Raw genomic sequence first — 7,888 nt, 5'->3', positions numbered from 1 at the left:
AAATTATATTTACAAAGGCTGTATTTACAAAGATTTCTCAATATAGTAGCGTGGACGATGCTTAGATTCCAAATAAATTTTGCCAATATAGCTTCCCAGTATGCCCATAGAAATCATAAGGAATCCGCCAATAAACCATATTGAGCACATAAGCGATGACCAACCAACAGCAGTGTGATTGGTAAATAAAGACACAATTACGTATACGAACATTGCAAAACCAATAACAATAGAAAGCAATCCCATATACGTAACTAATTTAAGCGGCTTAACGGAGAATGAAGTAATACCCTCTAAAGCGAAAGAAATCATTTTCCGCAAAGGGTATTTTGAAACTCCAGCAGTTCTTACTCCACGCTCGTAATAAACTTTGCCAGTTTTAAATCCAAGCATTGGCACAATTCCGCGCAGGAATAAGTTGACTTCACTGTATTCGGAAAGAGCATCCAAAGCAATTGCGCTCATTAGGCGATAATCAGCATGATTTGGCACAACTTCCGCACCCATTGAAGCAAAAACCTTGTAAAAAGCCAAAGCCGTATTGCGCTTAAACCAAGTGTCTTTTTTGCGCGAAGAACGAACTCCGTAAACAACCTCGCAATGTTCTTCAACAAATTTCTTAAGCATTTCGTCTACTGCATTTACGTCATCTTGTAAATCAGAATCCATAGAAATAGCAGCGTCGCAACCTTGCTTGCGAGCGTACATAAGCCCTGCGTAGAGCGCATTCTGGTGACCGCGGTTATGCGCAAGCTTTACTCCGCCAAAAAGTGAAGGGTTTTTGCGATTAAAAGAAGCAATTAAATTCCATGTTGAATCTTTAGAACCGTCATCTACAAAAATCACCTTGCTGTAAGAGTGAATGAGTTTTTGATTCATAAGATAATTCATCTTCGCTTGGAGGACTTCGGCGGTTTTAGAAATGCCTTCTTCCTCGTTAAAACAAGGTACAACAATGTATAAAATTGGAACACTTTTACGCTCATTGTTTAACGAAGTATTCATAATCTAACGATCTCCAACAGATTTACCTACAACAAACAGTATAGTATATTACGAGAATCTAAATTATTTATTATCTCTTCTCATGAGGCGTATCTTTTTCTGCAATTTTGCAATAATAGACGGGAAGGCTATTTTCTTCGCTGTTTTTACGATTTTTTCGCCAATAACATAGCGTGCAGAAGTGCGAATATTACTAATTTCCTGCTCGCATAATTCGCTTTTGCGCTCAAAATCAAGCATGCGCTCTTTTAGCCACAAAGTGCGAGAAGTGGCGTTAAGCTGCAACTTTTGGAATTCGTTATAAGCTTTTTCGTCGTAAAAATACGTTGGTAAGTTGTGTGAATTTCTTTCGTAATTCAGAACCTCTAATACTTCTTTTAACTTATCTTGGACGATGTTTGCCAACGATTCAGCAGTTACTCGCGTATGGCAATCGTGAACGAAGCTTTCCACAAGAGCATTCGCGTATCCTTGATTGTATGTTTCAAGAAGCCCTTCGCTTTCAAGCCATTTTCCAACCTCTAACACCGAATCAACTTCAAGCGGTGCTTCGTTGAATGAGGTATGATGCTCTATTGAAAGCCAGAAGTTTTCTGGAATTGTTTTACTGTTAAGGTTTTCGAACCCTTCGTCAGCTCCAATGCTGAACCTGCCATAAGCATTTTCGTATGATTTAGCCAAATCGCAATACATAATATTTTGAGCTGCTAATGCTGCGCGAGTGCTAAAAGTCATAAGAGTTGCAGGAGTATCGTTAACTCCAGCTTCAATGTGAGCAGATTTCAGAAATTCAGTTCTCCATACTTTCTGCCAGCCATAGTTGTAGCAACTGTTTATTAGAAGCTCTGCAATATCTTTAGGAGCGTAAGACCCGTAATAAGTATCTTGCAGTGTGTCATCATTATTTACAGGTCTAATAAAGCTTTCTTCAGAAAGATCAATATTATGTTTAATATCATTTTTAATGGAACAATCAATTAGATAATCGCTATGCAAACTCTTATTGTTAAAGAACTCAAGATCAATGATCTTATTTTTATTGTTAGAGCATTTAAGCATATTATCTAAAGCGGCTCTAAGCACGTTTTCGTTGATTATATAGCTTGAAGGCATAAAAATAGTGTATTCTCCATGAGCGTAATCAACCGCTTTAGAGAGCATATCTTTTACAGTATATAAATTGTCATTTTGCAGAATTGTAAAGCGTTTATCTTTATCTGTAAATCTGTTAGCAATATTAAGAGTGCTGTCCAAAGAATGAGAGTCTACAATAATAAATTCGCAAGAAATATTGCTTATAGAAGTGCAAGCTTTAAGAGAATCAACAATCCAAGAATGAGCATTATGCGTAAAAATAACAAGAGAAAGCTCAGGATTAGATTCTGCTTTGTGTGCTTTAACTTCGTACGAGGATCCTAAGAAATCCATGTAGTAATCCATAAACTCTGGCCTTAAACGTGAAGCCATAAGGAAAACTTCTTTTGAATCCATAGAACTAAAAACTTCGCGAATAAGCTTGCGTATTTCCGGATTCTTATCGTCAAAACCAAACTCAGTAATTAACGAATTAACGTAATCAAATTCGCGTGAATAAAAAGCTTGTAAAACTTCGCGTGAAATATTCTGCTTACTGAGAAACTCGCGCATATCACGCAAACGGTCAAACGGAAGATGAAAATCCTTCAATAAACTAGAAGCGCCAGGATTAGTTTGACGATAATAGTAGTACTTTCCAGGATTCCAGCAGATTTTATTTGCTAAAACCATAGTTTGCGCAAAGAAAGGATTATCAGTCCAACCTGCTCCAGGAATCGGCTTAAAACGTATGGTTTCATTATTTTTGTTATCTCCGTTAAGAAAATCTTTGCGGTAAATAGCGGACCAAATAGAAGGATGATGGTAGAAAGGCTCAGCAAATTCATTCAAGCTAAAAATAGACCTGTGTTTAGGCATAAAATAGCACAAGTTTGGCGTGTCTACTGCATCCTTATATCCATCTTTTCCATCGTAAAAAAGCCAGTATCCGCCTTTAATAATATCGATCTTTTCATTCGTAAGATCTGTATTGCTTAAAAGACGCTCATACATGTGCGGATCGATGAAATCATCCGGCTCAACAATGCTAATCCACTCGCCTTTAGCACGCTCCAAACCGCGATTGCAAGTGGCTCCATAGCCCTCGTTTTCTTTTTCAATAACAACAAAGCGACTATCTTTTTCAGCAAAAGATTTCATAATATCGATGGAACCGTCTTTGCTCCCATCTGAAAACATTAAACATTCCCAATCAGTAAAAGTTTGATTTTGGATAGACTCTAAACATTCTGGTAAAAAGGCTTCAACATTATAAATTGGAACGATAATCGATACTTTCGGCATACGTACGATGTTAGCATAAATGTCTTATGTGTAGCACTTGCGTGTATTCGTATCATATTTGATTAAGCACATTCAATTACAATATAACTGATATTATAGGGAACGTGAAAAATCTCATAACTCGTTGTCGAAACAAGTACGCTTATGCAAATATCGTACTTCGTGGTTTAGTAAAAACCGATTTTAAGCTGCGCTATCAAGGCTCCTTCTTAGGCGTAGCATGGTCGGCGTTGAAGCCGTTGATGATGTTTTGTGTGATGTATCTTATTTTTGGCAAGTTTTTGCGAATGACAGATGGCACACCGACTTATCCTGTGGTGTTATTACTAGGTATTAGTGCATGGCAGTTTGTGCAAGAATCAACCTCGATCGGTTTGCGCTCGCTTGTAGATCGTGGCGATTTGTTGCGCAAAATTCATTTTCCAAACTACATTGTGGTGGTTTCAGCAACAGTTGGTTCTTTAATAAGCTTCTTAATCAACTTAGTAGTTGTGCTTATTTTTGCAATTATTGGAGGAGTGCATTTTACTTGGAGAGTGGTTCTGTTGCCAATAAGTTTGGTGCAGATTTACGCGATTGCAATTGGTATGGCGTTAATAATGTCTACTATGTACGTGTTTTTCCGCGATATTTTGCATATTTGGGAAGTGGTTCAACAGCTACTGTTTTACGGCATGCCAATTATTTATCCGCTTAGCTATGTGATTAATAAAGGCGGTATTTTTGCGGCACTGGCAAAGCTTGAGCTGCTTAATCCTATAGCACAATGCATTCAAGATATGCGTCACAATATGTTGGCTCCAGACACGCAACCAACTGTGTGGAGTGAATTTGGATTCTCTTGGATGTCTTGTGTGCCACTTTTACTTACTGTGCTCATAGTGTGGCTGGGAGTTTATCTATTTAGAAGAAACAGTCGTCTTTTCGTAGAAGTTATGTGACGATGTTGAAAATTGCGAAAATTTTACGACAGTTATGACGGGGAAGTGGAATTTATGAATACATTACAGGAAGAAGCGGAAGTGACGGCAACGCGAGAAGCTGAAGTGGATGTAGCGCGAGAAGCGGAAGCAAGCGACGACGATATTGTTCTATCAGTCAATCATGTAGGCAAGTATTTTAAACTACCAACAGAGCAAGCAACTGGTCTAAAGCAAGCGTTTATAAATCTTACAAAAGGTATTAAAGGCTATAAAATTCAGAACGTTCTTAAAGACATAAGCTTTCAAGTGCATCGCGGTGAATTCTTCGGAATCGTCGGTCGAAACGGTGGTGGAAAATCAACGCTACTAAAAATCATTTCGCAAATCTATTACCCGAATACTGGAAGTGTAAAAGTAAAAGGCAAGCTTGTGCCGTTTATTGAGCTTGGTGTTGGATTTAATCCGGAACTTACCGGCCGCGAAAACGTGTATCTTAACGGAGCTTTACTTGGCTTCACTCGCGCAGAAATCGACGCAATGTACGACGATATTGTGGAATTTGCTGAACTTGAAGATTTTATGGATCAAAAGTTAAAGAATTATTCTTCTGGTATGCAAGTTCGCTTGGCTTTTTCTGTGGCAATTAAAGCGCAAGGAGATATTTTAGTTCTTGATGAAGTTTTGGCTGTTGGTGACGAAGCTTTCCAACGCAAGTGCGATTCTTTCTTTACTGAAATTCGAAAAGATCCTACTAAAACAGTTATTCTTGTTACGCATGATATGAATGCTGTTAAACGCTATTGCACGCGTGCGATGATGATCAGTGATGGTGAAGTTGCTGCGATTGGCAATACTGAGTCCGTGGCAGATCAATATACTTTGGCAAATATCAAAGCTGAACGCGAAAAGCAAAATAAGCTTGGCGAAAAGCTGGGCAAGGGTCAGTATGCTCAAGGTTTGAATGCAAAGTGCCCGTTGCTTAGGACGTATGCTTTGGAAGACAAGATTTACAAAAGTAGCGATACTTTCCGTTTTGCTGTTGAGTATCAGTATGACGAGCCGGGTGACTTCTATTTGGCGATCGCTTTGCATGACGTTCGACGTGGTGGAATCACTTACGATACTGGTTCTAAAGTGCTGAAAATGCAAAAGCGTGGGCATCAAACAGTGTATTTTGAAATGCCGCTAAATTTGTTTAACAATGGCGAGTTTACGCTGTTTACTTCTTTACGCACACCTAGCCCAACTGAGGATGATTATACAGATTTGCTAGCTGTGGCAGTGGATGCGAACGCCTGCACGTTTGTGATTAGAGATAGCCGTAATCGCGACTATGCTTTGCTAAGCGATCGTGCTATGACGATTAAGCAAGTTTCGTGAAACATTTGCCGGTAATTTCTCCGGCGTTTTGTAGCTGTTTCTTCCGTTACTTACTTGTTGTTGGTTGAGTTGAAAATCTTATCCCAACTTTCAACGTTCGCCATATCGTAGCTGCGATACTCTCTAGACAGCTTCTTCCACTTACGCAACATTTTTAACGACAAAAGTGCGTCCGCACGCAACATTTTACGGAATAACTTGCTATCTCGTTGGAAAAGATTCAGAGTAGTGCCATCTGGAGCCGTAACAATTGCGGTATTAACTCCCACAAACGAAGGCCAAGAAACGTCTTGAGCTGGGATTGCAACTTCTGGGCGAGGATTCTTTGCGTGCTTTTCGTGCGCAAACAAAGCCTTAATCGTTGCGTGCTTTTGTGTTTTACGCAAAGCCTTAGCGTCATGTGCAGTAAACGGGCTTACGTGTTCGCGCAAAACCTCACTAATGAGTGCCTTATCGTTTACCGGCTGCGTGTCGCTAAACGCTTGGCGCGCTTTACGAACCTCGCCAAGCTTTTGTGGCATTGAATCAACAATATATTGCGGTCCGCGCAAGATATCCTGTAATCCCATATGATGCAAATGCATTGCAGAATACGCAAGTTTTAAGCCGGAAGCCAAGTCGCTTCGAAGCATTTCAATCGCGAAACGTAAGCTTGGATGAGTGCAATGAAGTAATCCACAAATCCAACGATTGCGCTGGAAGAAGTACTCTTCCCAAGTGCGTGAAGGATCCTTATCGTGCCAAGCTTGATGCCAAACTGCCACTCCTGGCAGGCAAATCGTGTGGTATCCGTGCTCAAGTGCTCTAATCGAATATTCAGTATCGTCAAACTTAATAAACACAGGTAGCGAAAGACCGATTTCTTTCATAATCGCAGTTGGAATAAGGCTCATCCACCAACCGTTGTAATCAGTGTCTATTCGCTGGTGACGTTCTGGGCAATCTTGCAAAGTAATCGCTGCAAAATCATGATTGTAATCAAGATTCTGTGAAGGCTTCATCCACACATTGTTGCGCGTGAAACGCTCACCTTGAGTGTAAAGGACGGTACGATTGTCCAAGTGAAGCATTCCGCCGCCAATAATGGCTGGCTTAATTGTGTAATCAGCAAACTGAAGCGCGCGAAGAATACACTCTGTTTCACTAATTGCGTCGTCGTCGAGAAGCATTGTGTAACTGCTTTTTCCTGCTTTAAGCGTTTCAAACATGCCGCGCGAGAATCCGCCGGAACCGCCTAAATTAGCCTGCTGAATATAGGTGAGCTGGTTGCCAAGATTTGCGCTTGTTTCATTAAATCCAGGCTGATTTTTAACTAAATCGGCGCCTTGATCTGTGCAATAAATTGTGTCAAGTCGCGCACGAAGTGCTTTGTTCTCTACTATTGCCTTCAACTGATTGTGGCAGTATGAAGGGCGATTAAACGTAGTAATAGCAATAGAAAAAGTGCTATTTGATTGCTTAGCTGAATCTTCCTGATGCTTTGTGTTGCTAAATTGCACTTTATTTACAAAAGGAACACTCCATTCGGCATTGCTAACAGTTAGACTGCTAGAATCGCTTGCTTTAGCTTCAAACCAAAAATATCCACCGTCTGCAAGACCGGTCATCGGTATTTCGTAGCTAATAATTTGTGTATCTTGCGTAACTTGTGCTGGCTGGTTTGGTTGCTGTTTATTAGAATCAAACTCAAACTTTTGCACAGGATACGTAAGCCCGCGGCCAGTCGATCGCATAAGTTGCAAGTAGCCAGTGCCTTCAACACTGGCAGTGAACTTAACAGTTTTTACGCTCGTCCAATGCTGCCAATAGCTTGCAGGAAAAGCGTTAAAGAAAGTGCAAAGAGACACATGTTTTCCAGATGCAATGCAAAGTGAGTTGCGCGAAAGAACAGTGCAAACCCCTTGAGTTTCAACATTTGGCAAATGACTGCTAGTGTCTGCAAGAAGCTTTTTAAAATCAGTAAGATTGAGATTATTTATATCGATTGCGCGCATATTCATACGAGGATCGAGCACAGTGCGCTGCAAATACGAGCGATGCCAAGGAATTACGTAAAGTGGCATAGTAATTTCAGCGTCTTTTACAGGGTAAACAACACGATTTACAACTTCCCAACTTCTATTGTTGCTATTTGCGCTGCTAGTATTTTGCGCTTCTTGTATTTCTTGGGTTTTTGCACTCTTTGCCTTAGTCATATTAGA

General features: G+C 40.1%; 5 protein-coding genes. 2 read left to right on the top strand and 3 right to left on the bottom strand.

What is annotated here, in order from left to right; genetic code table 11:
* Positions 1-24: 24 nt before the first annotated feature.
* Positions 25-1,005 carry a glycosyltransferase family 2 protein gene (locus A5294_RS00950; RefSeq protein ID WP_004118638.1) on the bottom strand — a complete coding sequence of 327 codons (981 nt, stop codon included), beginning with the start codon at positions 1,003-1,005 and terminating at the stop codon, positions 25-27.
* Between the two features lie 63 nt (positions 1,006-1,068).
* On the bottom strand, positions 1,069-3,384 hold the full coding sequence (locus A5294_RS00945) for a glycosyltransferase (RefSeq protein ID WP_032835509.1): 2,316 nt from the start codon (positions 3,382-3,384) through the stop codon (positions 1,069-1,071).
* 104 nt (positions 3,385-3,488) lie between these two features.
* Here A5294_RS00945 and A5294_RS00940 point away from each other — a divergent pair, with 104 nt between their 5' ends.
* Together A5294_RS00940 and A5294_RS00935 are read left to right on the top strand one after the other, a co-directional pair.
* Positions 3,489-4,325: an ABC transporter permease gene (locus A5294_RS00940; protein ID WP_004107518.1), complete on the top strand. Its 837-nt coding sequence runs from the start codon at positions 3,489-3,491 to the stop codon at positions 4,323-4,325.
* A gap of 54 nt (positions 4,326-4,379) precedes the next feature.
* Positions 4,380-5,687, top strand: coding sequence for an ABC transporter ATP-binding protein (locus A5294_RS00935; RefSeq protein ID WP_064340232.1), 1,308 nt, complete (start codon positions 4,380-4,382; stop codon positions 5,685-5,687).
* A 50-nt stretch (positions 5,688-5,737) separates the two neighbouring features.
* Here the strand turns inward: A5294_RS00935 and A5294_RS00930 are convergent, their stop codons facing one another.
* Entirely contained in the window at positions 5,738-7,882 is a 2,145-nt protein-coding gene (locus A5294_RS00930) for a glycosyltransferase (protein WP_064340231.1), read from the bottom strand.
* Between the last annotated feature and the right edge of the window lie 6 nt (positions 7,883-7,888).

It is taken from the genome of Gardnerella sp. 30-4 (genome assembly GCF_001641215.1).
GTDB lineage: Bacteria > Actinomycetota > Actinomycetes > Actinomycetales > Bifidobacteriaceae > Bifidobacterium > Bifidobacterium leopoldii.
The sequence above is the reverse complement of the archived record's forward strand: the minus strand, read 5'-3'. Positions and strand labels throughout refer to the sequence as shown.